This window comes from Caulobacter sp. (assembly GCF_039596335.1).
Lineage (GTDB): Bacteria > Pseudomonadota > Alphaproteobacteria > Caulobacterales > Caulobacteraceae > Caulobacter.
This window is the reverse complement of record NZ_JBCNJZ010000001.1, coordinates 270,601-293,264: the sequence shown is the minus strand read 5'-3', so window position 1 is coordinate 293,264 and position 22,664 is coordinate 270,601. Positions and strand designations below refer to the sequence as shown.

General features: G+C 67.4%; 28 protein-coding genes. 12 read left to right on the top strand and 16 right to left on the bottom strand.

Translation table 11 applies throughout. From position 1 onward, the window contains the following. Positions 1-121: 121 nt before the first annotated feature. From ABDW31_RS01485 to ABDW31_RS01470, 4 genes are all read right to left on the bottom strand, one after another. Positions 122-2,179 (bottom strand): phospholipase C, phosphocholine-specific, encoded by a 2,058-nt coding sequence (locus tag ABDW31_RS01485; RefSeq protein WP_184716708.1) that lies wholly within the window; start codon positions 2,177-2,179, stop codon positions 122-124. Positions 2,180-2,447: 268 nt separating this feature from the next. After that, positions 2,448-3,551: a Zn-dependent alcohol dehydrogenase gene (locus ABDW31_RS01480; RefSeq protein ID WP_184716710.1), complete on the bottom strand. Its 1,104-nt coding sequence runs from the start codon at positions 3,549-3,551 to the stop codon at positions 2,448-2,450. An 87-nt stretch (positions 3,552-3,638) separates the two neighbouring features. After that, positions 3,639-4,148 (bottom strand): hypothetical protein, encoded by a 510-nt coding sequence (locus ABDW31_RS01475; protein ID WP_184716712.1) that lies wholly within the window; start codon positions 4,146-4,148, stop codon positions 3,639-3,641. A gap of 92 nt (positions 4,149-4,240) precedes the next feature. Next, on the bottom strand, positions 4,241-4,714 hold the full coding sequence (locus ABDW31_RS01470) for a chemotaxis protein CheW (RefSeq protein ID WP_184716714.1): 474 nt from the start codon (positions 4,712-4,714) through the stop codon (positions 4,241-4,243). Between the two features lie 188 nt (positions 4,715-4,902). Here ABDW31_RS01470 and ABDW31_RS01465 point away from each other — a divergent pair, with 188 nt between their 5' ends. Then, entirely contained in the window at positions 4,903-5,280 is a 378-nt protein-coding gene (locus tag ABDW31_RS01465; RefSeq protein ID WP_184716716.1) for a hypothetical protein, read from the top strand. Between the two features lie 124 nt (positions 5,281-5,404). Then, positions 5,405-5,656, top strand: a complete 252-nt coding sequence (locus ABDW31_RS01460; RefSeq protein WP_184716718.1) for a hypothetical protein — start codon at positions 5,405-5,407, stop codon at positions 5,654-5,656. 20 nt (positions 5,657-5,676) lie between these two features. On the opposite strand, the gene ABDW31_RS01455 is transcribed toward ABDW31_RS01460, so the two are convergent. The 3 genes from ABDW31_RS01455 to ABDW31_RS01445 all read right to left on the bottom strand — a co-directional run bounded on the left by ABDW31_RS01455 (position 5,677) and on the right by ABDW31_RS01445 (position 7,032). After that, positions 5,677-5,982 (bottom strand): hypothetical protein, encoded by a 306-nt coding sequence (locus ABDW31_RS01455; protein ID WP_184716720.1) that lies wholly within the window; start codon positions 5,980-5,982, stop codon positions 5,677-5,679. A gap of 158 nt (positions 5,983-6,140) precedes the next feature. Further along, positions 6,141-6,701: a polymer-forming cytoskeletal protein gene (locus ABDW31_RS01450; protein WP_184716722.1), complete on the bottom strand. Its 561-nt coding sequence runs from the start codon at positions 6,699-6,701 to the stop codon at positions 6,141-6,143. Positions 6,702-6,786: 85 nt separating this feature from the next. Beyond that, positions 6,787-7,032: a DUF2188 domain-containing protein gene (locus tag ABDW31_RS01445; protein ID WP_184716724.1), complete on the bottom strand. Its 246-nt coding sequence runs from the start codon at positions 7,030-7,032 to the stop codon at positions 6,787-6,789. 192 nt (positions 7,033-7,224) lie between these two features. On the opposite strand from ABDW31_RS01445, the gene ABDW31_RS01440 reads away from it, so the two are divergent. Both ABDW31_RS01440 and ABDW31_RS01435 read left to right on the top strand, forming a co-directional pair. Next, the gene (locus ABDW31_RS01440; protein WP_184716726.1) at positions 7,225-7,506 is read left to right on the top strand and encodes a type II toxin-antitoxin system RelE/ParE family toxin; all 282 of its coding nucleotides are present in this window, start codon (positions 7,225-7,227) and stop codon (positions 7,504-7,506) included. Further along, the gene (locus tag ABDW31_RS01435; RefSeq protein ID WP_343698241.1) at positions 7,466-7,810 is read left to right on the top strand and encodes a HigA family addiction module antitoxin; all 345 of its coding nucleotides are present in this window, start codon (positions 7,466-7,468) and stop codon (positions 7,808-7,810) included. Before ABDW31_RS01440 ends, ABDW31_RS01435 begins: the two co-directional genes overlap by 41 nt. A gap of 9 nt (positions 7,811-7,819) precedes the next feature. Here ABDW31_RS01435 and cobS read toward each other — a convergent pair whose 3' ends face one another. Together cobS and ABDW31_RS01425 are read right to left on the bottom strand one after the other, a co-directional pair. Further along, a complete protein-coding gene (gene cobS, locus ABDW31_RS01430) occupies positions 7,820-8,830 on the bottom strand; it encodes a cobaltochelatase subunit CobS (protein ID WP_184716728.1) in 1,011 nt (336 codons plus the stop codon). A gap of 76 nt (positions 8,831-8,906) precedes the next feature. Beyond that, positions 8,907-9,281 carry an RcnB family protein gene (locus tag ABDW31_RS01425; protein WP_184716730.1) on the bottom strand — a complete coding sequence of 125 codons (375 nt, stop codon included), beginning with the start codon at positions 9,279-9,281 and terminating at the stop codon, positions 8,907-8,909. A gap of 136 nt (positions 9,282-9,417) precedes the next feature. Between ABDW31_RS01425 and ABDW31_RS01420 the strand changes: the two genes are divergently transcribed. Next, positions 9,418-10,143 carry a phosphatase PAP2 family protein gene (locus ABDW31_RS01420; RefSeq protein WP_184716732.1) on the top strand — a complete coding sequence of 242 codons (726 nt, stop codon included), beginning with the start codon at positions 9,418-9,420 and terminating at the stop codon, positions 10,141-10,143. Here ABDW31_RS01420 and ABDW31_RS01415 read toward each other — a convergent pair. Together ABDW31_RS01415 and ABDW31_RS01410 are read right to left on the bottom strand one after the other, a co-directional pair. Continuing rightward, the gene (locus ABDW31_RS01415; protein WP_184716734.1) at positions 10,127-10,564 is read right to left on the bottom strand and encodes a hypothetical protein; all 438 of its coding nucleotides are present in this window, start codon (positions 10,562-10,564) and stop codon (positions 10,127-10,129) included. The two genes, ABDW31_RS01420 and ABDW31_RS01415, sit on opposite strands and share 17 nt — an antisense overlap. 81 nt (positions 10,565-10,645) lie before the next feature. Next, entirely contained in the window at positions 10,646-11,302 is a 657-nt protein-coding gene (locus ABDW31_RS01410) for a J domain-containing protein (RefSeq protein ID WP_184716736.1), read from the bottom strand. Between the two features lie 56 nt (positions 11,303-11,358). Between ABDW31_RS01410 and ABDW31_RS01405 the strand changes: the two genes are divergently transcribed. The 3 genes from ABDW31_RS01405 to ABDW31_RS01395 all read left to right on the top strand — a co-directional run bounded on the left by ABDW31_RS01405 (position 11,359) and on the right by ABDW31_RS01395 (position 15,511). Further along, positions 11,359-11,634 (top strand): BolA family protein, encoded by a 276-nt coding sequence (locus ABDW31_RS01405; RefSeq protein WP_184723652.1) that lies wholly within the window; start codon positions 11,359-11,361, stop codon positions 11,632-11,634. Positions 11,635-11,732: 98 nt separating this feature from the next. Beyond that, positions 11,733-12,155, top strand: coding sequence for a cytidine deaminase (cdd, locus tag ABDW31_RS01400; protein WP_184716738.1), 423 nt, complete (start codon positions 11,733-11,735; stop codon positions 12,153-12,155). 362 nt (positions 12,156-12,517) lie between these two features. After that, on the top strand, positions 12,518-15,511 hold the full coding sequence (locus ABDW31_RS01395) for a TonB-dependent receptor (protein ID WP_343698240.1): 2,994 nt from the start codon (positions 12,518-12,520) through the stop codon (positions 15,509-15,511). Between the two features lie 120 nt (positions 15,512-15,631). Here ABDW31_RS01395 and ABDW31_RS01390 read toward each other — a convergent pair whose 3' ends face one another. From ABDW31_RS01390 to ABDW31_RS01380, 3 genes are all read right to left on the bottom strand, one after another. Then, positions 15,632-16,000 carry a response regulator gene (locus ABDW31_RS01390; protein WP_184716742.1) on the bottom strand — a complete coding sequence of 123 codons (369 nt, stop codon included), beginning with the start codon at positions 15,998-16,000 and terminating at the stop codon, positions 15,632-15,634. Beyond that, a complete protein-coding gene (locus ABDW31_RS01385) occupies positions 15,997-17,613 on the bottom strand; it encodes an HWE histidine kinase domain-containing protein (protein ID WP_343698239.1) in 1,617 nt (538 codons plus the stop codon). Before ABDW31_RS01385 ends, ABDW31_RS01390 begins: the two co-directional genes overlap by 4 nt. A 90-nt stretch (positions 17,614-17,703) precedes the next feature. Beyond that, positions 17,704-17,853, bottom strand: a complete 150-nt coding sequence (locus tag ABDW31_RS01380) for a hypothetical protein (protein ID WP_184716746.1) — start codon at positions 17,851-17,853, stop codon at positions 17,704-17,706. A gap of 121 nt (positions 17,854-17,974) precedes the next feature. Between ABDW31_RS01380 and ABDW31_RS01375 the strand changes: the two genes are divergently transcribed. Then, complete coding sequence (locus ABDW31_RS01375) at positions 17,975-18,226, top strand: BrnT family toxin (RefSeq protein WP_184716748.1); 252 nt, start codon at positions 17,975-17,977, stop codon at positions 18,224-18,226. Continuing rightward, positions 18,216-18,482, top strand: a complete 267-nt coding sequence (locus tag ABDW31_RS01370) for a BrnA antitoxin family protein (protein ID WP_184716750.1) — start codon at positions 18,216-18,218, stop codon at positions 18,480-18,482. Before ABDW31_RS01375 ends, ABDW31_RS01370 begins: the two co-directional genes overlap by 11 nt. A 1-nt stretch (position 18,483) precedes the next feature. Here the strand turns inward: ABDW31_RS01370 and aroB are convergent, their stop codons facing one another. Together aroB and ABDW31_RS01360 are read right to left on the bottom strand one after the other, a co-directional pair. Further along, positions 18,484-19,596 (bottom strand): 3-dehydroquinate synthase, encoded by a 1,113-nt coding sequence (aroB, locus tag ABDW31_RS01365; RefSeq protein ID WP_184716752.1) that lies wholly within the window; start codon positions 19,594-19,596, stop codon positions 18,484-18,486. A 4-nt stretch (positions 19,597-19,600) separates the two neighbouring features. Next, entirely contained in the window at positions 19,601-20,206 is a 606-nt protein-coding gene (locus tag ABDW31_RS01360; protein WP_184716754.1) for a shikimate kinase, read from the bottom strand. Between the two features lie 60 nt (positions 20,207-20,266). Here ABDW31_RS01360 and ABDW31_RS01355 point away from each other — a divergent pair, with 60 nt between their 5' ends. Next, entirely contained in the window at positions 20,267-21,748 is a 1,482-nt protein-coding gene (locus ABDW31_RS01355) for a hypothetical protein (RefSeq protein ID WP_184716756.1), read from the top strand. Further along, entirely contained in the window at positions 21,745-22,662 is a 918-nt protein-coding gene (locus tag ABDW31_RS01350; protein ID WP_184716758.1) for a tyrosine recombinase, read from the top strand. Before ABDW31_RS01355 ends, ABDW31_RS01350 begins: the two co-directional genes overlap by 4 nt. Positions 22,663-22,664 lie beyond the last annotated feature (2 nt).

The following is a 22,664-nucleotide window of genomic DNA, read 5'->3' as shown; positions in this document are numbered from 1 at the left end:
ACTTCGCCGTGACCCTAGCTGTCATCCCGGCCGCAGCGAAGCGGAGAGCCGGGACCGCGGCGAGCTCGGCGCGCTCTGTGGTCCCGGCTCGGCGCGCTGCGCGCTTGGCCGGGATGACAGTTTAAACGGTCAGCCGCGCAGCCCCGCCCATCAGCGGGTCGCTGATCGAGTGCGCGCCGGTTTCGATGCGGCCGGCCAGGCGGCGCAGCCAGTCGGGGTCGCCATCCTGGCGGACGGTCAGGTCGTACCAGCCCTGCTCTGTCGGCAGGGCCCGCGAGCCGACCTCGCGCGGGGCCAGGGTGACGCGCCAGGGCTCGCCGGTCTGGGGCGTCACAACGACGGTGCGCGGCTCGGTCCCGCTGTTCTTCAGGGTCACCAGCAGGGTGGCGCCGCGCACGCGGGCGCTGGCCTCGACGCTGGTGGCCTCGCCCGCAAATTCGCGGTGGAAGCCGTTCGGCCCCAGCACCCACAGGTCGTAGGCGCCCGCCGGCCAGGCGTCGTCCAGGGTCTTGCCCGGACCCACGGTGTAGCGGCGCGGGATCGCGTCCAGCCGCAGGCGGTCATAGACGTGCAACACCGCGGCCTGGGCGCCGGTATTGGCGAACGACAGGGTCATGGCCCCGTCGCGAACCTTGCCCTCGACGGCCAGGGCGTAGGGCAGGGCGCGCGAGGGGCGCACGCCCTTATCCTGCACCGGAGCAACCACCTTGGTCGGCGTCGGCGGCTTGAACTCCGGCAGCTTGGCGGCGCGGGCGGCCTCCTGGGCCACCGACGGCAGCGGCGCGAACGGCTGGTGGTTGGGAGTCTTGAAGTCGAAGCAGCTGGTCAGGTCGCCGCACACCGCCCGCCGCCAGGGCGAGATGTTGGGCTCCATGACGCCGAAGCGCGCCTCCAGGAAGCGGATCACCGAGGTGTGGTCGAACACCTGGCTGTCGACCCAGCCGCCACGGCTCCAGGGCGAGATGGCGTACAGCGGCACGCGCGGACCCAGGCCGTAGGGGCGGCCCATCAAGTCGTCGCGCTCGGCCTTGGCCTCGCTGGCGGCGCGCACGTGGTGGTGCTCGCCGGTCAGGTCCACGGTCGAGGCGCCCAGCAGCTTGCCGTCCGCATCCTTCGACGGGGCCGACGGCGGCGGCATGTGGTCGAAGAAGCCGTCGTTCTCGTCGAACATCACCAGGAACACGGTGCGCGCCCAGACCTTGGGATCGGCGGTCAGGGCGTCGATGACCTTGGCGGTGTAGTGGGCGCCCTGGGCCGGACTGGACGGGGCGGGATGCTCGCTATCGCCGGCCGGGGCGATGATCCACGACACCTGCGGCAGGCGGCCGGACACCACGTCCTCGCGCAGCTTGTCCAGGTGATGGGTGGTCAGGGCCAGGTCCTTCAGGCGCTTGTCCGAGCCCGGGGCGTCCTTGTAGGCGGCGCGATAGGCCGCGAACCCGACCAGGGGGTTGTCGGTGAAGTTGTCGGCCATGTCCTGGTAGATCCGCCAGGAGACGCCGGCCTTCAGCAGCCGCTCGGGATAGGTGGTCCACGTGTAGGAATCCGGCGAGCCGCCCTTCTCAGCGAAGTTGTCGTGCGAGTTCGAGATCGACGGTCCGCCCCGCTTGCCCGACGGATCGTTGGTGCCGGTCCACAGGAACAGGCGGTTGGTGTTGGTGCCGGTCTGGGTCGAGCAGTGATAGGCGTCGCAGAGCGTGAAGGTCTCGGCCAGGGCGTATTGGAACGGCATGTCGGCGCGTTCGAAATAGCCCATCGACCAGGGCTCCTTGGAGTCCGGCCAGCGGTCCATGCGGCCATTGTCCCAGGCGTCCTGGGCGTTGGTCCAGCTGTGCGGCGTGCTCTCGACCCGCATGTGGGCGAAGGTCTTGGTGGTCTCCAGCGGGAAGGGCGCCAAGAGCTGGTCGCCATAGGCCTGCAGGAACACCGAGCCGTTCTCGCGGCCGGGCTTGTTCCGGACCGGGATCGGGAAGCGGTCGCCGAAACCGCGCACGCCCGACAGTGTCCCGAAATAGTGATCGAAGCCGCGGTTCTCCTGCATCAGGATGACCACGTGCTCGACGTCCTTGATCGTGCCGGTGCGCACGTCCGCGTCGATGGCGGCGGCGCGGGCCAGGGCCGGCGGCAGCGTCAGGGCGCCGATGGCGGCCAGCAGGCCGCGGCGGTCGATCTGGGACATGGAAGGACGCTCCGGTAGAAACTGCGCCGCAGTTACACCCGGGGTTCGTCAGTGATGTGACAGCTGGACTAGACCAGTTGGGCGTCCGATCCCATTCTTGTCTTCCTAGGCCTTGTGCCTAGGACCCATCTGTCCGCTCGCACTGAGCGATGACGGCGTGCGCCACGCTCGCGGAGCGCTCCGTCCAAGCCGAGCCCAGCCAAGCCCTGGGTCCTAGGCACAAGGCCTAGGAAGGCAAAAAGGGAGGGAAGAGGGGCTGTTGGAAGCCTCAATCAAACACGATCACCGACCGCGCTAGCTCGCCACGCTTCAGCTCGTCGAACGCCGAGTTGATCTCCTCCAGCTTGATGCGGCGTGAGATCAGGTCGTCCAGGTTCAGCTTGCCGTTCATGTAGAAGTCCACCAGGCGCGGCATGTCGACCGGGAAGCGATTGGAGCCCATGTAGCTGCCCTGGATCCGGCGCTCGCCCAGGAAGTCGACGCCGTGCAGCTCGATCTTGGTGCCGACCGGGATCATGCCGATGACGTTCGCCGTGCCGCCCCGGCGCAGCATCTTGAACGAGGCTTCCGCCGTCGCCTTCAGGCCTATGGCTTCGAAGCTGTGCTGCACGCCGCCGCCGGTCAGGTCCAGCACCGCCTTGGCAACATCGTCGACGGCCGAGGCGTCGATCACGTCCGTGGCGCCGAAGGTGCGGGCCAGCTCCAGCTTGGCGGCGACGCGGTCGATGGCGATGATCCGGCCCGCGCCGGCGATGGCCGCGCCGTTGATGGTGGCCAGGCCCACGCCGCCGCAACCGATGACCGCCACGGTCTCGCCCGGACGGACGTTGGAGGTGTGCATCACCGAGCCGACCCCAGTCATCACCGAGCAGCCGATCAGGGCGGCGCGGTCGAACGGCATGTCCTTGCGGATGGCGACGCAGGCGTGCTCGTGCACCAGCATCATCTCGGCGAACGACGACAGGTTCAGGAACTGGGCCATCCTGGTGTCGCCCGAGCCTGACAGGTCTTCCTTGAACAGGCGTGGCTCCTCCCCCTTGCCCCGGCGGGTTTCGGGGCTGATGCACAGGTTCATGTGCCCGGTCAGGCAGACCTCGCAGTGGCCGCAATAGGGGTTGAGGCAGGTGATGACGTGGTCGCCGACCTTGACGGTGCGGACCTCGGATCCGACCGCCTCGACGATGCCGGCGCTCTCATGGCCCAGTACGGCGGGCAGGGCGTGGGTATAGGAGCCCTCGATGAAATGCAGGTCGGAGTGGCAGACGCCGGCGGCCTTGGTGCGGATCAGCACCTCGCGCGGGCCGGGCTTGCCGATGGCCACGGTCTCGATCTCGAGGGGCTTGCCCACCTCGCGCAGAACAGCGGCCTTCATGCTCGTCTCCCTTTAGTTTGGCGGAAGACTAGCGTTCGGCGAGGGCGAAGCGGAAGAGGCTATTCGAACAAATGTTTGGGGCGCGGCCTATTCGTCGCGAAGCTCCAACGCGGTGAAGGGGCGCTGGTCGCGCTCGATCCGGATCAGGTCCAGAACCCCAATCAACTGGCGTGAGCGCCAGGTGCTCATCATGTAGCCAAGCGGGGCCGAGGTCGCCAGGATGCCGATGGCGACCGCCGACGGCTGGTTGGCCTTGAGGAAGGCCATGATGCTGTCGCCGGCGATATCGGCCAGAAGCGCGGCGATCGACAGCGGCATCGTCAGATACAGGATGACGACAGCACGCAGCAGTTGCTCTTGCCGGCGGGCATTCAGCGCGGCCAGGGCGGTGAGGCCGTCGAACAGGGCGTCGTCCACGCCCTCCAGCAGGGCGAACGCTTTGCGCGTCGAGGGATTGCGCCGGAAGCCGGAGACAAAATCGACGCCGACATAGCCCCAGGCGCCAGGCGTGACGAAACTGTCCGAGATCAGCCCCAGGCTGGGGAAAAGCTTGTGCAGCGCGTTCCAGAGCCGCCAGAGCTCCGGGCGCTCGCCCATCTCGCCTTCACGCGCTGCACGGTCCATGTTCGCCCCCGAATCCGAAGCGATACAGTGTTGAACTCAACGCGTGGTGGCAAGTCGCCGAAGGCTTACGCCGCTAGGGCGATCGGGCGCTCGGGCAGAATGCGGCTGACGGCCAGCAGGACGGTCATCGAGCCTTCGCCGGCGGTGATGACGGCCGAGACCAGCGGGCTGTCCTGGCCATCGCCCAGGGCCGGCGGCGGGTTGATCTGTTCGGCCTCGACGGTGAAGCTGTCGCAGACGGCGTCGACCAGCAGGCCGGCGACGTCGGTCTGGTTCTCGACCACGATGATCACCTGACGCGGGCCGTCCTCGGCCGCGCCCTTGCCCAGGCGCCACGACAGGTCGATGACCGGCATGACCTGGCCACGCAGGTTGATGACGCCGCGCACATAGGGCGGCGCGTCGGGCAGCGGGGTCGGCGGCGTGACGCCACGGATTTCGCGGACGGCGCTGACGGGAACGCAGTAGGTCTGGGCGCCGACCTCGAACGACAGGACCTGAAGGGCCTGGCCTTGGGCGTACGACAGGGAATGGCTCATGGCGTTCTCTCCGGGAGCGCGCGGTCTCAAGTGAGGCGGAGTTTTCCCCAAAAAGATGAACAAACCGGTTCCGCCAGCCGTTGGTCAGGTTCGTTCAGGCGCCGTTCAGCCACGGAGTCCGATCGTAGGTTCAACGCTTGAGACGACGCGCTACGCGCCGGGAAGCAGAGGATTTGAGGGAGGCCGTCATGGCCAACAAGCTCATCACCACCATCGGCCGGGTCGGCGCCGGCGTCGCCGCCGTGTCGCTGGTCCTGGCCGCCACCTCGGCCTCGGCCGACCCGCGCTGGCGTCATCACCGCAACCGGGGCGGCGACACCGCCGCGGCCGCCATCGCCGCCGGCGTGGTTGGCCTGGCGATCGGCGCGGCCATCTCCGACAACGGACGCCGCGACCGTGGCTATTACGACCAGGGCTATTACGCCCCGCCGCCGCCTCCGCCGCGCTACGGTTATGGCTACGGCTACGCCCCGCGCCCCTATTACGGCCGTGGCGGCGAATGCTGGACCACCCGCGAGTACGATCGCTGGAACGGTTCGTACTATGAGCGTACCGTCTGCCGTTAAGCGATCAGCCTCGCACGAAGAGCCCCGGAGCCTTGCGGCCCCGGGGCTTCTTCATGTCCCGAATTGGGGACTCGAGTCTCTTGCGCGACGCGAACAAAAAAGGAACATTGGCGTCGACCACAGGATGGTCCGCATGTCGCTCGCCGCCCAGTATCCCGCTTCGCAGGCCCCGTTCGGCGTGGGCCTCAAGCTGTCCGAAGCCTATCCGGAAGATGGGCGCCTGGAGATTGCCGAGGCGGTGCTGGCCGGCGCTTGGCGCACCCTGCGCGCGGCCGGCTTCGGCGAGGCTGAGGTCCAGGCGTTGTTCGACCAGATCGCCGATCGGCCCGAAGACCTCGCCCGCCGCCTGCGCAAGATGGCCAATGCGGCGGGCTGAGCCGTTTTGAGACGTGAAGGCTAGGCTAGTCGTTCGATCAGGGCGCGCAGCATGTCGGCGCGCTGGGCGGTGTCCACCGAGATGCGGCCGGCCAGTTCACGCACGCCGACAGGATAGGCGTCGCCGCCGTCGGCGATCAGCTTGGCCTGGTCCGCCAGGCGGCGCAGGTCGGCGTCAAGTCGCTCGACCTCTTCGCGCGCCAGGATGCGGGCTTCTTCCTGCAGGCGCTTGATACGCTGACCCGTAGACTCGGGACCGCGTCCCAGGTCGTAGATTTCCGCCGGGCCCGAGACGGGCGGCACGATCTTCAACGGCTTACCAACCATGGAGTGGGGCTCCTTGATGCGGGCCGCGAGACGTCGACCCTCACCATAACAAAGCCTGGCTTAGCGTCAGTGTTCCGTATCGAGGTTCGCTAAAGCCTCGCCGTGGCCGCCGCGCCACATGTGAGCGCGACAGCCAAAAGTGGACGCCGGTAAAAGCGTCAGTGGGCGGTGTGGTTGTACGGCGACTGCGAAGCCGACGGCGGGGCCTGCGGCGCCGGGGCCGGCTGATGGACCGGCTGCGGCGCGGCTTGCTGAGCCTGGGGCTGCGGCGCGGGCGTCGGCGCCGGAGCCGGACGGCGGAACTTCAGGCTGCGGCCCTGGAACTGCGCGCCGGTTTCCATGGCCAGTTGCTCGTGGGTGATGTCGCCGTCGACGCGGGCGGTGCCGTACAGGCGCACGCTCTGGGCGGTCACCGAGCCGATCACCAGGCCGTGGATCTCCATGGCCTGCGAGACGACCGAACCCTCGACGCGGGCGTTGGGGCCGATCACCAGCTTGCCGACCTTCACGTCGCCCAACACCACGCAGTCCAGATGCACCTCGACGTCGCCCACCACGTCGCCGCGGATCGTCAGGCCCTGGGCAAACAGCGAGGCCGGCTTCGGACGCGCAGGCGCCGGCGCAGGCTGGTGCTGGACCGGAGCGGCCGCGCGCGGCGGCTGTTGCTCCAGCGGAGCCAGGGCCAGCTGCGCGGGGGCTTCTTTCTTCTTGGCGAACATGGCGGCGACCTTGTCTCAAAATGGCTTGTCTTGGGTCACGTGCCGCAAGTTAGAGGCCGATTTCAGGACTTGGCCGGTCGCAAGCCTATTCAGCGTCCCGGATATGGGTTTTCGGCCGATCGTCGCCGGACGCCACCTCGCCGTGCCAGACCGCGTTCTTGTCCTCATACACGATGCCGACATCCTCGCCGGGCAGCTCCTGCTCGGCCGCGGCGGTCTTGGCCGCCTTTAGCGCCGCGTCATGGCTCGGGAAGGTCTCGGAGAACGTCGCCCCGACCTTATAGGCCCAGCCGCCGTCGTGCTCGACGATGTCGTAGGTGATGTCGGTCATGGGAGGTCTCCGTAAGGTTCGCCAAGACGAACGAGCCGCTATTCAAGCCGGTTCCGATGACGCGGTCTTGTCGAAACGGCCAAAAGGGCGATCTGGATCAAAACAAGAACAAATGTTATATTCAACCCTTGCGGTAGTTGAGGGTGGTGCGATGGTTGATCCGTATAACGTTATGCGTTATGGTTACGTCTGATGATCCGAAGTTTCGCCGACCGCGAAGCGGAGGCCATTTGGAGAGGTGGGTATTCGCGTCGCTTGCCTGGTGACATCCAGGCTTCGATCATCCGCAAGCTGCGCTCACTAGATGCCGCGGAGCAGGTAGAAGACCTACGTTTCCCGCCTGGCAACAGGCTTGAAGCGTTGCGAGGGGACCGCGGAGGGCAATACTCGATACGGATCAATCAACAGTGGCGGATCTGTTTCCGCTGGATCAATGGACACGCTGAAAATGTCGAAATCTGCGAATACCATTGAGATGGACCCGGCCAACTGGATACCCAATCCCACGGCGGGCGACATCCTGTTTGAAGAGTTTCTCAAGCCGATCGGCATGAGTCAGAACGCCTTGGCCCGCGCCATTGGCGTACCGCCGCGGCGGATCAACGAGATCGTGCTCGGCAAGCGCGCGGTCACCGCCGACACTGATCTGCGTCTGTGCCGCTATTGGGGAATGTCGGAAGGCTTCTTCCTGCGTCTGCAGAACAGCTACGACCTGATGGAGCAGCGTCGGAAGATGGGCGCCGAGCTGGAGAAAATCACGCCGCGCGAGGCGGCGTGACGCTCTAGTCTAAGCCACCTTCACCCGCGCGGCGCTTTCCGGGAGGTCCGTGCCGAAGGCGCGCTGGAAGAACTCGGCGACCGTGGGGCGCTCGAGTTCGTCGCACTTGTTCAGGAAGGTCAGGCGGAAGGCCAGGGCGACGTCGTGGTCGAAGATCTCGGCGTTCTGGGCCCAGGTGATGACCGTCCGCGGGCTCATGACCGTCGAGATGTCGCCGTTCATGAAGGCGTTGCGGGTCATGTCGGCGACACGGACCATGGCGGCCAGGGTGCGCTTGCCGTCTGCGGTGTCGTAGGACGGGTTCTTGGCCAGCACGATGGCGGCTTCCACGTCGTGCTCCAGATAGTTCAGCGTCGTAACGATCGACCAGCGGTCCATCTGGCCTTGGTTGATCTGCTGGGTGCCGTGATAGAGGCCGGTGGTGTCGCCCAGACCGATGGTGTTGGTCGTGGAGAACAGCCGGAAATATGGATTGGCGCGGATGACGCGGTTCTGGTCCAGCAGGGTCAGCTTGCCGCCGGCTTCCAGCACGCGCTGGATCACGAACATCACGTCCGGACGGCCCGCGTCATATTCGTCGAACACCAGGGCGATCGGGCGCTGCAGGGCCCAGGGCAGGATGCCTTCGCGGAATTCGGTGACCTGCTTGCCTTCCTTCAGGACGATGGCGTCCTTGCCGACCAGGTCGATACGGGAGACGTGGCTGTCCAGGTTCACGCGGACCAGCGGCCAGTTCAGGCGCGCGGCGATCTGCTCGATGTGGGTGGACTTGCCGGTGCCGTGATAGCCCTGGACCATCACGCGGCGGTCCTTGGCGAAGCCGGCGCAGATGGCCTTGGTCGTCTGGGGATCGAAGCGATAGGCGCTGTCGATTTCCGGCACGTGCGGATCGCGATGGCTGAAGGCTGGGACCTTCATGTCGCTGTCGACGCCGAACGCGTCGCGCAGCGTCACCCACTTGTCGGGGACCAGGGTGATCAGGGGATCTTGGGCGGAGCTGGTTTCGGCGAACTCGGGCATACCTCCGAATTAGCCTCTTGACGCTAGGGAGGGGAAGGGGGCGCCGCGTTGCGACGCCCCCTCCAGGCCTAATTTTTTAGCGGTTGGCGATGATCACCGAGGCGATCAGGCCCGTGGCGACAGCCGTCAGCAGGTACTGGTTGTCGACCCGCTGCCAGCGATAGCCGCGCGGCGGCTGACGCAGGCCGTAGCGACGATAGTCGCTGACGTAGTAGCGGTTGTCGCGATACTGGCGGTCCAGGCGTTGGCCCTTGGCCCAGCGGCGGTACTCGCGACGGTCGCGGCGGTCTTCGGCGCGAGCCTGGTCGCGGCGGCCTTGTTCATAGGCGCGGTCGCGCTGGTCGTAGCGGCCGTTGTTGTTGTGATCACGGCGCCAGTCCTGGGCCGAGGCGGCGCCGGCGCCGCCGGCGAGCATCAGAACGGCGAGCGAAGCGGTCAGAAGGCGTTTCATGTGGGGTCTCCTTCGATGAGGATGTCAGAATAGGGGACGTGACCTAGTCCCAGCATGAACGGCTCTGGTCAGCTTAAGTTCATGTTTCAAAAGGGAAATATTGTAGTCTGACGTCTGCATTTCGGGAGCTATGCCTTTGATCCGTATCGACTTTCGCGCCGTGCTGACGGCCGCGCGGCGCGAGCTGGGCGCGACCTGCGCCCTGCTGATCATCGCCCTGGGCGGCATGGGTTTCCTGTCGATCGCCGAAGAAGTTCGGGAGGGCGAGACGCGGGCGCTGGACCTGGCGGTGCTGGAGGCGCTGCGAGTCGATGGTCAGCCCGACATCCTGATCGGACCAGACTGGCTGCACATCGCCGCCACCGACATCACCGCCCTGGGCTCGGTGGCGGTGCTGGCGCTGCTGATCCTGTTCGCCTTCGCCCTGCTGGCGTCCCTGCGGCGCTGGAACGAGGGCGTGCTGCTGGTGGCTGGGGCCGGCGGCGGGCTGATCATCAGCCAGGCTCTGAAGAGGGTGTTCGAGCGCGAGCGCCCGGACCTGGCCTATCGCGCGGTCGAGGCGGTGAACGCCAGCTTCCCATCGGGCCATGCCATGCTGTCGGCCGTGGTGTTCCTGACGCTGGGCGTGCTGGCCGCGCGGTTCGCCGATCGCCGGCGGGTCAAGGTGCTGGCCATGGTCGCGGCGGTGCTGATCAGCCTGCTGGTGGGCCTCAGCCGCGTCTATCTGGGCGTCCACTGGGCCAGCGACGTGCTGGCCGGATGGTGCGTCGGCGCGGCGTGGGCGATGCTGTGCTGGCTGGCGGCGGTGTTCGTGCAGCGGCGCTTCACGCGCCGGTCGCTGGAGCCTACGCCTTCGGCTTAGGCCGCCACTGGAGTTCGAGCGTCGTCCAGACCGCGCCGACGAAGTCCAACAGGCCGAACGCCAGCCAGGCCTTGGGCAGCCAGTCGGCCAGGACGAACGCGCCGATCACCACCAGCGAGAACACCCGCAGCACCACCGAGGCCCGCATATAGGTGCGCTGCCCGGTCCAGCCGGCGACGTGATAGCCCATGGCATAGGCCAGCAGGACCAGGCCCGCGAATCGAACCCAGGGCAGGGACGGGGTCTCGACCGAGGTGTTCAGCAGGTCCAGCACCTGGCGCGGCGCCACGGCCAGGGCGAAGCCGCCGGTCGACAGCAGCCCGCCCCAGAACCAGATGCTCCACGGCTTGCCGAACGGCACGGGCGTCACGGGCGTCGGCGGCTCGCTGGGCGCGCGCCATTCCGGATCGCTGACTGTCATGGATTCGCTGTCCCTGCCCGTGTGGGGCGGGAGGATGGCCTAGAGACCGGTCGTTTCGCAAGGCGCTGAGAGGAAGCCCCCTCAGCTCTTCACCATTCCCGACTTTTGCAGCGTCTTATAGGCCTTGATGACCCGCTGCAGCTTGTGCTCGGCGCTGCGGTCGCCGCCGTTGGCGTCGGGGTGGCAGCGCTTCAACAGCTCCTTGTACTTGGCCTTGATCGCGGCGCTGTCGGCGCCGGCTTCCAGGTCCAGGTCGGCCAGGGCCTGACGCTCCAGCTTGCCCAGGCCGCGCTCGGCGGCGGTGCGCGCTGATTCGGCCTTGCGCTGCTGGGCGCGGAACACGCCGAACGGATCGGCGAAGGCGCGGGCGTCGCGCGCGGCCGCAGCGGCGGCTTCGCGGGAATTGGCGTCGGCCTTGAAGCTCCACGTCGGACGGCCGCCGGTCTGGCGCTCCTTCTCCTGAGCGGCGCGGATCTGCGACTCGCTCATGCCGGCGTAGAAGTTCCAGTTCTTGTTATATTCGGCCGCGTGCGGCTGGCAGAACCAGTAGTGCTGGTTGGGCAGGTCGCGCGACTTCGGCGCCTTGGTCGAACCGGCCAAGCGACAGTCGGGATGATCGCAACGTTTTTCGCCCGGCTTGAGGCCCAGGACGTCGTTGACCACGTCGTCCTCGCCCTTCTTGGGCGGACGCACGCGGATGTCGGTGAATTTGGGACGGTATTCGAACTCGCGGCTCATGGCGTCTAGAGTAGTCCCGCGCTATTTCCGTTCAAGGATTGACATGCAAGAGACGCATCATGGGCGCCGTCATCGACACCATTCGCCGCAAGTTGGAAGACGCGTTTGCGCCCACCCGGCTGGAGATCGTCGACGATAGCGACCGCCATCACGGCCATGCCGGCCACACCGGCGCGGGCGAGAGCCACCTGAACCTGCGGATCGAGGCCGAGGCCTTTGCGGGCAAGGCCCGGGTGATGCGCCAGCGCCTGGTGATGAAGGTGCTGGAGGATGAGCTGGCCGGTCCCGTTCACGCCCTGTCGATCGTCGCCACGGCCCCCGGCGAGGGCTAGGTCGAGGGGATCCGGGGCGGCGTTTTTCGCTTGCCTCGGGGCGCTGCGACTGATTGCCTCTCTCCCCGGCGCGATCCCGCCCGGAGGCAGGGAACAGCATGAGCGTCGACGTCACTCCCGATCCCATCGAACAGCAAGCCGCCCAGGGCCTGCCCGCGCTGCTGGCGCGCGCCTATGCCCGCTATTCGGCGTTCACGGTGGCGGCGGCGGTGATCGATGACGAGGGGCGCGTCCATTACGGCGTCAATGTCGAGAACGCGGCCTATCCGGTCGGCACCTGCGCCGAGCAGACGGCGATCGGGGCGATGATCACGGCCGGCGGCGCGCGGCGCATCGACAAGGTGCTGATCGCGGCCGGTTCGGGCGCGGTGGTCCAGCCCTGCGGCGCCTGCCGCCAGCGGATCGCCGAGTTCGCCGGCGAGGCCTGCGAGATCGTCTCCGTGCAGGACGGCGCAATCACCGAGCGTCTGCCGTTCTGGGGGCTGCTGCCCCATTCATTCGGTCCGCGCGACCTGGACTGATCTTTACGCCATCGCCGCGTGCCACGCGCTCCATCCGCTGGAGCGTGTTTTTCTGTGTGCGCAGAGCGACAAAGTGTTTCGGCAATATTTTGTCTCAGATATCGCTGATTTATGAAATTGCCCCCCTCGCTCAACAATTCGACGCGGTCCGGGCTGATCGTGGCTTTTTCAGGAAGAACTTTCCAATAGCGGGCTCAATTGTGTTCAAATAGCCACGTTATTTCTAAAATGCGGCGCGATATGGCCGTTTGGGGTTCGGATTTATGACGATCCTGCTACGGTGAGGTGTGGATGAACGTGGGTATTTATGCCTCGTTCGGTCCCAAATCATCCGTTTTAGTGTCGTCCTTGGGGGACCTCTGTTGAGCTTGAACAAGAACATTCTGCTGGGAACGACGGTCATCACCGGCGTTCTGTCGCTGATCGCCGTCGCCGCTCCGGCCCACGCCCAGACCGCGCCTGCCGCGCCGGCCGCTGAGGCCCAGGAAGTCGAGGCGATCACCGTCACGGGTTCGCGCATCCGCCGCAGCGAATTCACCGCTTCCGCGCCGATCCAGGTCCTGACCTCGGAACGCGCCGAGCTGGAAGGCCAGGCCTCGATCTCGGCCGTTCTGCAGAACTCGTCCCTCGCCGCCGGCAACGGCCAGATCAACAACCAGTACACCGGCTACAACGTGACCGGCGGTCCGGGCGTCAGCACGATTTCGCTGCGCGGCCTCGGCGCCAACCGCACCCTGGTGCTGCTGAACGGCCGTCGCGCCGGTCCGGCCGGCGTGCGTGGCCAAGTCGGCCCGTTCGACCTGGGCGTTGTTCCGGAATCGATCGTCGAACGCGTCGAGATCCTGAAGGACGGCGCTTCGTCGGTTTACGGCTCGGACGCCGTCGCCGGCGTCGTCAACATCATCACCCGCACCAAGCTGGACGGTGGCGAGCTGAAGATCTGGGGCAGCAACCCGATCGACAAGGGCGGCTCGTCCTATCGCATCACCGGCGCCTACGGTAAGACCTTCGACCGCGGCTACGCCAACATCTCGGGCGAGTACTTCCGCCAGGAAGTCCTGCGTCGCGGCGACCGTGACGACACCGCCTGCGCCGCCGACTACCTGTTCGACCCGAAGACCGGCGCCCGCAAGGACTACAAGGACTCGCTGACCGGCGAGTTCAAGTGCGTCAACCTGGGCAACGGCTACGTCCAGCGCGTCGCCGGTTCGATGAACCTGATGCCGGTGGTTCCGGGCCAGACCTATCCGACCGCGGCCCAGGGCAACGACTCGCCTTACCCCGGCTTCGTCCGCTTCAACCGCATCGGTTTCCCGAGCACCTACAGCTACGCGCCGCAATCGACGCCGCTGTTCGACCGCGCCAGCACCGTCAGCCCGGAAATCCGCTCGACCGTGGCCTTCAACGGCGGCTACCAGCTGACCGACAACATCGAAGCCTACACTGAGCTGATGTTCAGCGAGCGTAAGTCGGCCCAATACGGCGTCGGCCAGATCTTCCAGTCGTTCGCTCAGCGCAACACGCTGAACGGCGCCGTGAACTACCTGCCGGCCAGCAACCCGAACAACACCCTGGGCGCGGACGCCCTGACCATCTCGGCCTACGCGTCGGACGGTCACCAGGACGTCAAGTACTACCGCGCTGTCGCGGGCCTGCGCGGCTCGATCGACTGGAACGGCGGCTGGAACTGGGACCTGTTCGGCCAGTACTCCAAGTCGGACGCGACCTATGACTTCGGCAAGCGCGTCTATCTGGACCGCTTCGTGGCCCTGAACAGCCCGAACGTGGCCTGCACCAACAACCCGCTGGGCGGCAACGTCTCGAACTTCAACTGCTCGGCCCTGCCGAACGGTATTCCGTGGATGTCGAACCGCGTCCTGCAGGGCCAGTTCACCCAGGCCGAGAAGGACTTCCTGTTCTTCGACGAAGAGGGCACCACCGAGTACAGCCACGCCTACATCGAAGGTTCGGCCTCGGGCGACCTGTTCCGTCTGCCGACCGGCGCCGTCGCCGGCGCGTTCGGCTTCCAGGTCCGCAAGGAACGCATCAACGACAAGCCGGGCACGCAAGCCGCGACCCGCAACATGGCTCTGTACACTTCGGCTGGCCAAACCAAGGGCACCGACAGCGTCAAGGAAGTCTTCGGCGAACTGGACGTGCCACTGGTGCGCGACGCCCGCTTCATGGAAAGCCTCGACCTGAACCTGTCGGGTCGTTACTCGGACTATGACAGCTACGGCTCGAACGCGACCTACAAGGTCGGCGTGAACTGGCGCGTGTTCCCGTCGGTGACCCTGCGCTACACGCACGGCACCTCGTTCCGCGCCCCGTCGCTGTACGAACTGTATCTGGGCAACCAGATCGGCTACTCGGCCCAGAGCGCCATCGACCCCTGCTTCGACCTGGCCAACTCGACCACGGCGTCGCAAACGACCCGCACCAACTGTGCGGCTCAGGGCATCCCGGCGGACTATAACGCCCTGGGCGGCAGCAGCGCCTCGATCTTCTCGACGGGCGGCATTGGCAATCTGAAGGCCGAAACGGCCGACGCCAACACCTTCGGCTTCGTCTGGTCGCCGCGCTTTGCGGACCTGAACGTCGCGGTCGACTACTTCACCATCGAGGTGGACGACCAAGTTCGCCAGTTCGGCGCGCTGAACATCCTGCGTCAGTGCTACAACTCGGCCGACTTCGCGACCAACCCGTTCTGCTCGCTGTTCACCCGCGACCCGACGAAGCACTACGTGCTGACGGTCCAGAACAGCTACGTGAACGTGGCCAACCAGGTTAACCGCGGTATCGACCTGACCACCCGCTACGGTCAGGACCTGCTGGGCGGCCGTCTGGTGCTGAACTCGCAGTTCACCTGGGCGACCAAGAACGTGACCACCCTGCTGGGCGGCGCGGCTCCGCTGGACTACCGCAACACCACGTACAACTTCGATGGCCCCGGCTTCTCGGGCAACATGCAAGCGACCTGGAAGAAGGACGACTGGACGTTCTTCTGGGGCGTCAACATGATCGGCAAGGGTTCGGACATCACGCAGCCCGCCAACATGGGCAACGTGTTCCCGGTCACGAAGTACAGCGACACGGCGAACGGCGTGGGCAATGTCTGCACCGCCGCCTCGAACTCGTGCTCGTGGTACAAGCTGCACACCGAATTCACCGCCTACCACACGTTCTCGGTGAAGAAGGACTTCGAAGGCATGTCGGCCCAGGTCGGCATCAACAACGCCTTCGACGAGCGTCCGCCGGCTCAGTCGTCGGGTCAGTTCCGCGTCGGCACCGCCGCCATCGGCAACTACGACATGATCGGTCGCCGGATCTTCATGTCGGTCAGCAAGAAGTGGTAATCTGACGTCCTCTTCGGCCGGGTGTTCGCACCCGGCCGATACGGATCCGGACTACCGATACGGAAAAGGGGCGGCCCCGCGAGGAGCCGCCCCTTTTTTGTCTCCGGATCTGAAGAAGGATCAGGCGGTCTGGCTGACCAGGCCTTCCAGCACGCGGCGCAGGTCGGCCTCGCGGAACGGCTTCTGCAGGACGGCCGCGCCCTTGTGGTCTTCGCTGATGCCGGCCTCGCCATAGCCGCTGGCGAAGGCGTAGGGCACGCCGCGCGCGCGCAGGGCGTCGGCGACCGGGAAGATCGGGCGGCCACCCAAATTGACGTCCAGCAGGGCCGCGTCGATGTCGGCCGAGGTGGCCAGGCGCAAGGCTTCCTCGATCTCGGCGGCGGGACCCACGATGGTGCAGCCCAGATCGGTCAGCATGTCCTCGACCAGCATGGAGACCAGCGCCTCGTCTTCGACGACCAGGACCTTGAGGGCGGAGAGTGTCTTCATGTGTCAGGCTCCAGCGCGCGCAGAGGCAGCGCCATATGGCAAACGACGCCGGCGGCATCATAGGTCAGGTCGACCGCGCCGGATAGCTCGGCCGCGAGGCCGCGCTCCAGCAGGCGGGCGCCGAAGCCGCGCCGGGCGGGAGGATGGACTTCAGGTCCGTCCTTTTCCGTCCAGCGCAGCCGCAGCAGATCGCGGTCCAGGGTCCAGGTCACGTCCACCCGACCGTCCGGCGTCGACAAGGCGCCGTACTTCGAGGCGTTGGTGGCTAGTTCATGCACGCCCATCCCCAGGGCCACGGCGGCCTTGGGACTGAGGCGGATGTCGGTGGCGTAGTCGAAGCTGATGCGATCCTCGCCGGCCATGGCGTGCATCTCGGCGTCGATCACCTCGCGCAGGCTAGCGCCCTCCCAGCTCTCGCGGGTCAGCAGGTCGTGGGTCTGCGACAGGGCGATCAGCCGCGACTCGAAGGCCTCGCGGAAGAACTCGGGCGAGGCGTTGGAGCGCAGGGTCTGGGCGGCGATCGACTGCACCGTGGCCAGGCTGTTCTTCACGCGGTGATTCAGCTCGTTGACCAGCAGCTTCTGGCGTTCCTCGGCGCGCTTGCGCTCGGTGATGTCCAGCGACACCCCGGCCAGGCGTCGTGCGCCGCCGTCATCGGCGATCGTGGCGGCGCGACCGCGGGCGTGCAGCCAGCGCAGGTCGCCGTTGGGATGCACGACCCGGTACTCGACGTCGTAGTCGGCCCCGTCGCGGATCGCCGCCTCGATCGCCGCCAGGATGCCCGGGCGGTCGTCGGGATGGATCGTGGCGATCAGGTCGGCGAAGCCGAAGCTTTCGTCGATCCCCCGGCCGTAGTTCAGCTTGCAGAGGTCAGAGGCCTCGTAGGCGCGGGTGGCGACGTCCAGGTCCCACGAGCCCATGCGGCCGCTGTCCAGGGCGAACTTCAGGCGCTCCTCGGCCCGGCGGCGCTGAATCAGTTCGTCGCGCGCCTCGGCGTTGATCTTGATGGTGTCGATGGTGGCGGCGACCTGGGCGCCCATGCCGACCACCAGGTTCTCGTCGCGGGCGGTGAAGCGGCCGGCCTCGGGATGGCCGAAGAACAGACCGCCCAGCACCTCGCCCTGCCGGTTGGCGACTGGGATGGCCAGATAGCTGCGCACGGGCAGGTGGCCCTCGGGCATCCCGTGGCGCGGGGCGTTACGGCCGTAGCGCGCATCTTGGGTGATGTCGTCCGAGCGGACAACGCCCTGGCCGCTGAAGGTGGGAGCGAAGACCTCGGTCTTGCGCACCTTGGGGAACGCCGCGAACGCCTCGGGCGAGGCGCCCGACAGCCGATAGAGGGCGTAGGACTCTCCGTCGGTGTCGACCACGTTGTAGAAGAAGGCCCCGAACGCTGCGCCGATGATCTCGCGGGCGCCATCGATCACCAGTTGCACGCAGGCGTCGACGTCCTGACTGGAGGCGACGGCCTCGGACACGCGGGCCAGGGTTTCGGATTTGCGGATTTCCTCGGCGAGGCTTTTCTCGGCCGCCGCCAAGCGGGCGTACACGTCGAAATCGACGCTATCGCGCACCAGACTGTCGCGAATTTCGGTCTCAGCCAAGCTGGCCAACACGCCCCTCCATGCCGGCCTCCCCCGGACCAGCAAAGGCGAAAAACGCATCTTTCTAAGGATGGTTCCGCGCCCTCGGCGGAAATCTGCTCAGAGTTCGGCGATGGCGTCCAGAGAAGACATTTTCCATGGGTCCCAGGCGCGAAACGCCTCGGCGCCAGGCTGCCCGCCGACGAAGCGCGCCACCGAGTCCCGGAAGGTCTGAACGTCCTTGTTCAGCTGAACCATCCGCTCGCCCACCGCCGTCTCCATCGCCCCTTACGCCGCCTTCGGGGCCTTCTACTCCCTGCTGGCCGGCGCCGGCCTGGCGGTGAAGGGGCGGCGTTGATGGAGTAAGTTAAATCGTATATACGATAAAGTTATGCAGTTCGACCCGCTCAAGAACGAGGTCAACATCGCCAAGCACGGCGTCTCGTTCGAGCGGGCCGCCGACTTGGAGATTCTGGCGGTCATCGCAGACGACCGTCAGGACTATGGCGAGGTCCGCTATCGCGCGTTCGGACTGATCGATGGTGTCGCCCACTGCCTGGTGTTCACCGACCGCGCGGGCGTGCTGCGACCGATCAGTTTGCGGCGCGCGCATCAGAAGGAGATGAAGCGTTATGTCCCCTAGGCCGCTGATCGACACCGAAAATCCCGAGTGGACCGCGCAGGACTTCGCGCAGGCCAAAGGCGCGGAGAGCCTGCCAGCCCATGTGCTGGCGGCGTTTCCGAAGACGGCGGCGCGGGGCCGAGGCGCGCAGAAGGCTCCGACCAAGACGCCGGTTTCCATTCGGCTGGACCAGGCCGTGCTCGATCACTTCAAGGCGGAAGGGCCGGGGTGGCAGGGCCGCATCAACGACGCCCTGCTGGGCCTTATCCGGCGCTAGCCTAGACCGCGCCTTCCTCGATCAGGAACGTCTTGAGCGCCGCGCGGTCGACGTCCTTGGCGACGAAGGCGTCGCCGATGCCGCGGACCAGGACGAAGGTCAGCTTGCCGCCTTCGGCCTTCTTGTCCTGGCCGCAGTGGGCGACCAGGGCGTCGGCGTTGAAGGGTTCGGAGCGGACATCGGCCATGGTGGTCGGCAGGCCGGCGGCCTTGATGGCGGCCTCGGCGCGGACGGCGTCCTGAGTGGGGCAGAGGCCCAGCTTAGTGGAGAACCGGAAGGCCTGGGCCATGCCGACGCCGACGGCCTCGCCGTGCTTGAGCGCGTCGCCGAAGCCCATCTCGGCCTCGATGGCGTGGCCGAAGGTGTGGCCGAGGTTCAGCAGGGCGCGACGGCCGGCTTCCTTCTCGTCCTCGGCGACGATCTCGGCCTTCATCTCGACCGAGCGGCCGACGGCGCGGACCAGGGCGTCGACGTCGCGCTCCAGCACCTTGGCGACGTTGGTCTCCAGCCACTCGAAGAAGGCGAAGTCGCCCAGCAGGCCGTACTTGATGATCTCGGCATAGCCGCAGGCCAGCTCGCGGGCGGGCAGGGTGCACAGCACGTCCAGGTCGGCCAGCACCAGGCGCGGCTGGTGGAAGGCGCCGATCAGGTTCTTGCCGCGCGGGGTGTCGATGGCGGTCTTGCCACCGACCGAGCTGTCGACCTGGGCCAAGAGGGTGGTCGGCGCCTGCACGAAGTCGATGCCGCGCTTGTAGATCGCCGCCGCGAAGCCGGCGAGATCGCCGACGACGCCGCCGCCGAAGGCCACGATCTGGTCGCCGCGCTCCAGGCCCAGGGCCAGCAGGCGGTCTGAAAGCTCGGCCAAGCCCTCGAAGCTCTTGCTCTCTTCGCCGGGCGGGATGGTGATGACGTCGACCGCGACGCCAGCCTTTTCCAGGGCGACGGCCAGGCGCTCGCCGTGGTGCTCGCCGACATTCGAGTCGGTGACGATGGCCACCCGCTTGCGCTTGCCCAGCACCGGAACGATCCGCTCGCCGGCGGTGTCGAGCAGGCCCGGACCGATGACGACGTCATAGGCGCGCTCGCCCAGGCCCACGGAAACAGTGCGGATCATGGGCTTACTCCGTGGGCTTACTAAGATTGGACGCGCGCAGGGCCGCCAGTATGGCCTCGACGGCCACCATGTGCGGGGTGTCGCCGGTTTGCACGTGGACCTGGGCCTCGGCATAGGCGGGGTTGCGGGCCTGCGCCAACTGGGTCAGCACCTGCACCGGGTCCTTGCCGCGCACCAGCGGGCGGTTGTCCTTGCGCGAGACGCGACGGGCCAAGAGCTCGATATCGGCCTTAAGCCAGACCGACACGGCCTTCTCGTTGATCAGGGCGCGGGTCTCGGGATTGACGAAGGCGCCGCCGCCGGTGGCCAGCACGTGCGGCGGCTCGTCCAGCAGGCGGCCGATCACCCGGCGCTCGCCGTCGCGGAAGGCCGATTCGCCCAGCTCGGCGAAGATCTCGGAGATCGACCGGCCGGCGGCGGCCTCGACCTCGTTGTCGGCGTCGCGGAACGGCAGCTCCAGCACATTGGCCAGACGGCGGCCCACGCTGGACTTGCCCACGCCCATCAGCCCCACGAGCACGATGGTGCGCTCGCGGAAGGGCGCGAGGTCGGCCTTCGCGTCGATCAGCGCGGCGGGCAGGGTTTCGGGCGGTTCAGCAGCTTCGGTCATGATGCGGTCGCGGGTTTACACGAGGGTAGGGCTAACCGCCAAGTTTGCGAGAACTCCGTCATGCGTCATAACCGGTCCATGGTCATTTCGAAGCGTTCTCCGTTCGCCGCCGCGCTGGTCCTGGCGCTGGCCGTTCCCGCCCTCGCCGGCGCCCAGGAAGAGGTCACGGTCAAGACCCTGGCCGCCCCGGACTACTTCTCCGGCCCGGTCGCCGACACCGGCATTGGCGGTGATCTGTGGAAGGGGACCGCCCCGGCGATCATGCGCGACGTCGTGCCGAAGCTGGGCGGGTCCAAGCCGCTGTCGCCGGCCTTCGCCAGCCTGGCGCGGCGGATGCTGTCGACCGGCGCCAATGGTCCAGCCGGGGTGGGCGACGACGCCGAGATGGGCGCTCAGCGCGGCTTGGCTCTCATTGCACTCGGCGAGGCCAAGGGCGCCAACGCCGTGCTCGACCGCGTGACCGGCGCGCCCGGCAGCGCGGCGCTGTCGATGGCGAGCGCGGAAGCGGCCCTGATCAGCGGCGACGATGACAAGGCCTGCCGCGTCGAGCAGGCCCTGACCGTCGATCGCGGCGCGGCCTACTGGCTGCGGCTGCGGGCCTTCTGCCAGCTGAAGGCCGACCAGCCTGACGCGGCGCAACTCACGTTCCAATTGGCTCAGGCGGGGACTAAGGACGCCGACTACGCCCGGCTGATGGGCGCGGCGCTGGCCGGCACGGCCCCCGGCGCTGCCAATCTGAAGAACGGGGTGAACTACGCCCTGTCGCGCCGCCTGAACCTGGACGTCCAGTCGGCCGCCGCCATCGCCTCGGCCTCGCCGGCCCTGAAGTCGGTGCTGAAGCCGACTGGCGACCTGTCGGGCGTGGCCTCGGGCGCGGACCTGACCGCGCAAGAAGCTTCGGACCTGGCGTTCCTGCGCCAGGCCAAGACCCTGACCGCCTTCGTCGAGGCCGCCCACGCCTCGGCCGCCTCGATCGCGGTGCTGGCCTCGGCCGGCGGTCCGCTGCAGGACCCGGTGCTGCTGGCCCGTGCCGCCGTGGCCTCGGGTGACGTGGCCAGCGCCCAAGCCATCCGCGGCCGGCTGGTCGGCGACACCATCCCCGGCGCCAACACCACCGACCTGGCCCTCTTGGACGCGCTGATCGCGGCGGCGTCCGGCAAGGTCGACAACCAGATCCTGGGCAACCTGGTCTCGCGCGGCGCGACCGGCGGTCCCAAGTCGCCGGCCCAGCCCGCCGCCGTGCTGCTGGCCAGCCTGGGCGGGGGTCTGGACCCCGACGCCCGCGCCCAGTTCGCCAGCTTCGACCTGGCCAAGCCCGTCGCCTCGCCGGCCCGCGCCCTGCTGCTGGACGACGCCGGCGCCGCCAAGCGCAAGGGCGAGGCCGGTCTGCTGGCCCTGTCGATCGCCCTGGACGCCGGGGCGACCGGTCCCGCGCCGGTGGACCGCGCCCGCATTGCCGAGGCCGTGAACCACGCCGGCCTCTCCGCCGACGCCCGCGCCATCGTCGTCGAGGGCATCCTGGGTCTGGCGTTCACGAAGTGAGCGCGAAGGGGGCAGGCTGGGTCGACGCCTTCCTGGAGATGATGGCCGTCGAGCGCGCGGCCGCCCGCAACACCCTGACCGCCTACGGCAAGGACCTGGAGGACGCCCGGCTGTTCCTGGCCGGCCGCGGCGTGGATCTCGACAACACTGACGCCGAAACCATCGAGGCCTATTTCCAGGACCTGGGCGCGCGCGGCCTGTCGCCGGCCACCGCCGCCCGCCGCCGCTCGTCGGTGCGCCAGTTCTATCGCTTCGTGCTGGGCGAGAGCTGGCGGACCGACGACCCCTCGCGCCGTGTCGCCGCCCCCAAGGCCGGCCGGCCGCTGCCCAAGGTGCTTGAGCGCGAGGAGATCGAGCGCCTGTTGGCCGCCGCCACCGAAAAGGACGGCGCCCAGGGTCTGCGCCTGTCGTGCATGATCGAGCTGATCTATGCCTCGGGCCTGCGGATCTCCGAGCTCTTGGCCCTGCCGCTGACGGCCCTGGCCCGCGATCCAGCCTTCCTGATCGTCAAGGGCAAGGGCGGCAAGGAACGGCTGGCCCCGCTGAACGACGCCGCCCGAGCGGCGGTGAAGGCCTATCTGGCCGAGCGGCCGTCGTTCCTGTCGAAGGGCACCAAGGACAGCCCGTGGCTGTTCCCCTCGCGCGGTTCGACCGGCCGCCTGACCGCCCGCCGGGTGGGACAGCTGCTGGAAGACGCCGCCATCGCCGCCGGCATCGACCGCGAAAAGGTCAGCCCGCACGTGCTGCGCCACGCCTTCGCCACCCACCTCCTGGAAGGCGGCGCTGACTTAAGGGTCATTCAGACCTTGCTAGGCCACGCCGATATTGCAACCACCCAGATCTATACGCACGTGGCGGGCGAGCACCTGGCCCACGTCGTTCAGACCAAGCATCCGCTGGGGCGGAAGAAATAGAG

Bases quoted from the DNA above. Each gene is read 5' to 3' on its own strand.
- ABDW31_RS01465 (WP_184716716.1), top strand. From the start codon at position 4,903: ATGGCCAACAAGCTCATCACCACCATCGGCCGGGTCGGCGCCGGCGTC.
- ABDW31_RS01450 (WP_184716722.1), bottom strand. From the start codon at position 6,701: ATGTTCGCCAAGAAGAAAGAAGCCCCCGCGCAGCTGGCCCTGGCTCCG.
- ABDW31_RS01355 (WP_184716756.1), top strand. From the start codon at position 20,267: ATGCGTCATAACCGGTCCATGGTCATTTCGAAGCGTTCTCCGTTCGCC.
- ABDW31_RS01360 (WP_184716754.1), bottom strand. From the start codon at position 20,206: ATGACCGAAGCTGCTGAACCGCCCGAAACCCTGCCCGCCGCGCTGATC.
- ABDW31_RS01375 (WP_184716748.1), top strand. From the start codon at position 17,975: ATGCAGTTCGACCCGCTCAAGAACGAGGTCAACATCGCCAAGCACGGC.
- aroB (WP_184716752.1), bottom strand. From the start codon at position 19,596: ATGATCCGCACTGTTTCCGTGGGCCTGGGCGAGCGCGCCTATGACGTC.
- ABDW31_RS01470 (WP_184716714.1), bottom strand. From the start codon at position 4,714: ATGAGCCATTCCCTGTCGTACGCCCAAGGCCAGGCCCTTCAGGTCCTG.
- ABDW31_RS01435 (WP_343698241.1), top strand. From the start codon at position 7,466: ATGGACACGCTGAAAATGTCGAAATCTGCGAATACCATTGAGATGGAC.
- ABDW31_RS01475 (WP_184716712.1), bottom strand. From the start codon at position 4,148: ATGGGCGAGCGCCCGGAGCTCTGGCGGCTCTGGAACGCGCTGCACAAG.
- ABDW31_RS01460 (WP_184716718.1), top strand. From the start codon at position 5,405: ATGGTCCGCATGTCGCTCGCCGCCCAGTATCCCGCTTCGCAGGCCCCG.
- ABDW31_RS01390 (WP_184716742.1), bottom strand. From the start codon at position 16,000: ATGAAGACACTCTCCGCCCTCAAGGTCCTGGTCGTCGAAGACGAGGCG.
- ABDW31_RS01410 (WP_184716736.1), bottom strand. From the start codon at position 11,302: ATGAGCCGCGAGTTCGAATACCGTCCCAAATTCACCGACATCCGCGTG.
- ABDW31_RS01485 (WP_184716708.1), bottom strand. From the start codon at position 2,179: ATGTCCCAGATCGACCGCCGCGGCCTGCTGGCCGCCATCGGCGCCCTG.
- ABDW31_RS01415 (WP_184716734.1), bottom strand. From the start codon at position 10,564: ATGACAGTCAGCGATCCGGAATGGCGCGCGCCCAGCGAGCCGCCGACG.
- ABDW31_RS01455 (WP_184716720.1), bottom strand. From the start codon at position 5,982: ATGGTTGGTAAGCCGTTGAAGATCGTGCCGCCCGTCTCGGGCCCGGCG.
- ABDW31_RS01425 (WP_184716730.1), bottom strand. From the start codon at position 9,281: ATGAAACGCCTTCTGACCGCTTCGCTCGCCGTTCTGATGCTCGCCGGC.
- ABDW31_RS01370 (WP_184716750.1), top strand. From the start codon at position 18,216: ATGTCCCCTAGGCCGCTGATCGACACCGAAAATCCCGAGTGGACCGCG.
- cdd (WP_184716738.1), top strand. From the start codon at position 11,733: ATGAGCGTCGACGTCACTCCCGATCCCATCGAACAGCAAGCCGCCCAG.
- ABDW31_RS01440 (WP_184716726.1), top strand. From the start codon at position 7,225: ATGATCCGAAGTTTCGCCGACCGCGAAGCGGAGGCCATTTGGAGAGGT.
- ABDW31_RS01445 (WP_184716724.1), bottom strand. From the start codon at position 7,032: ATGACCGACATCACCTACGACATCGTCGAGCACGACGGCGGCTGGGCC.
- cobS (WP_184716728.1), bottom strand. From the start codon at position 8,830: ATGCCCGAGTTCGCCGAAACCAGCTCCGCCCAAGATCCCCTGATCACC.
- ABDW31_RS01480 (WP_184716710.1), bottom strand. From the start codon at position 3,551: ATGAAGGCCGCTGTTCTGCGCGAGGTGGGCAAGCCCCTCGAGATCGAG.